At 32.8% G+C, this 2,256-nt stretch carries 1 protein-coding gene; it reads right to left on the bottom strand.

Annotated features, from left to right (window positions below):
* Positions 1-1,826, bottom strand: a 1,826-nt coding sequence (locus BM305_RS15150) for a cellulase family glycosylhydrolase (RefSeq protein ID WP_207649502.1), incomplete at its 3' end; no start/stop codon positions are given.
* Between the last annotated feature and the right edge of the window lie 430 nt (positions 1,827-2,256).

Raw genomic sequence — 2,256 nt, 5'->3', positions numbered from 1 at the left:
ACTGGTGTTGGTGTTACTACTGGTGTTGGTGTTACCACTGGTGCTTCTCCAACAGAAGATTCTACTTTTGTAGTTTGTCCAGTAACAGTACCACTGCTCTTAACAATTTGATATGTTACTACTGTTCCATCATAGAAAGTAAAAATTAAATTATATGTTCCATCAGAAACAGCACTAAAATATTTAGGCAACATATTGATTGTGCTTGCAGTATAATCAGCTGTAACTTCATAGTCATACTCTAAATATGGCCACCATGTATTGTTTGAAGCATATGCGAATGAACTTGTCTGTGAAGATGCTTTTTCAAGAATTGTACCATTAAAATCTACTGGGATTTTGAATGCATCTGTTGTTCCTGTATAAGCCTCTAGAACAGGAGTATTATAATAATAAATCTTCTGTGTCCAATCAGCTCCTGCACTAAATTTCATTGTTAACGTAGCCTTTAATCCATACTCTCCAGAAATCAGATTATTGATTAAGCTGCCCTTTAATGTAACTGTATCATTTGCATATGTATAATCAGTTCCTTCAACTAATTGAACACAGCCATAGTAAATACCTTTAAATTCATTACCGTTTAATGTTAATGGAATAGCTACATCACTTAATTTTGTATTATCATTTACATAAATACTATCAAGACCAGTCGAATAGGAAGAACGTTCTGTCATGCTTGCTTCAATCATACTACCAAAGCTTGGATTGTTCCACTGAAGCTGTGTACGGTTCATATGCTGACCATTATCCCAAAGCATTAAGCAAATGTCTCTTTCTCTTGCATAGTTGTTTATGTATTCAATATATTTTAATGTCTCACCGTTCTGTAAACCATAGTCAGATTTATCAAATCCTAATAAACCATATTCGCCACAAACAACACCAATACCATTCTTTGTAAATGTATTGTAGACACGGTCAAATGATTCTTCTAAAGAATTCTTAGGAGTAATGTCTACCCCATTTGTCTGCCACAATACTTCATCAAATCTTGTTTTACCTAAATTTGCACTATATACCCATTGGCTATAGTAGTGGAATGTAGCAATGATGTTTTCATCATTTAACTCTTTAATAAAATTATATAATCCATCACAGCATTCTTGACAATCATTTGTTGTGTATGTAGGGAATACTAACATTCTAGTTGCATTATTACCGCCAGAATTTCTACAAATATCATAAAGCGTTTTACTGATTTCATTTGTATGCTTTGCACCAGTTGCAATTCCCCAGCTCATAGATGCATCGTTAAACTGTGGTTCATTAATTGATTCAAACATCAAATGATCATCGCAATCTTTAAATGCTTCTGTTAATTGTGTCCAGATACTTACATATTCTTTGTAAACTGGTGAATACTCATTCATCTGCCAGTTTTTCATCCAGTTCCAGGAATCGTGATGAAGATTAACCATTACATAAAAGCCTTCATCTAATGCCCAGTTAACTACTTGAACATATCTGTTAAAGAAATCTTCATCAATCTTATAGTTATTTGTAGCATCACAACGTCCCATTACAGTAAATGGAATACGAATGCTCTCAAATCCCTCTGTCCTAATTTTATGAAGAAGTTCTCTTGTTACTACTGGATTTCCCCATGATGTTTCACCTGTATCTTGTGAATAATCAGAATTAAATCCGTCAAATGAATTTCCTAAATTCCATCCATTTCCCATTGCGTCAACATAAAGCTGGGATTTGGTTTTCGTAGTTGTTGTTTCCGCTTTTACCTTTTGGCTTGATGAAAGGCTTGGAAACATGGTTACTGTTAGTGCAAAACATAAAGCCAGCACTATACATCTTTTAAAATTCTTCAATTGCCCCACTTCCTTTTCTTTAATATTTCATGAATTCATTCATACCTATAATGCTTTTCTCATTTCATGACTCTTTCATAATACCATTTCTTAGCTATTTATACAATTGCCTCTGCTTATCATATACTTTTTTATTACGTATTATGTTGGCTAAAATTAAGGATGATTTTATCTAGAAATAAAATGATTTTTACTTAATTTAAAGAATCATTTTTATTGTGTTTTTAACTAAATATAATTAAAATCATACAAATACTGTATTCAAACATAGATTTTCAAAATACATCTAAACATACCCCACAAGTGCGCATCCTCGCGGAGCGTTTTTATGTAATAGGTTCATAAACTACTAGTTTAAAAAAATAAAACTTTCCTGACACACAAAAAAACAGCCTTTCGGCTGCCTCTTTCCTATACCTTCAAAACTACA

This window comes from Anaeromicropila populeti (assembly GCF_900112775.1).
GTDB classification, from domain to species: domain Bacteria; phylum Bacillota; class Clostridia; order Lachnospirales; family Lachnospiraceae; genus Anaeromicropila_A; species Anaeromicropila_A populeti.
Note: the sequence above shows the minus strand (reverse complement) of the source record. Positions and strands in the feature narration are given on the sequence as shown.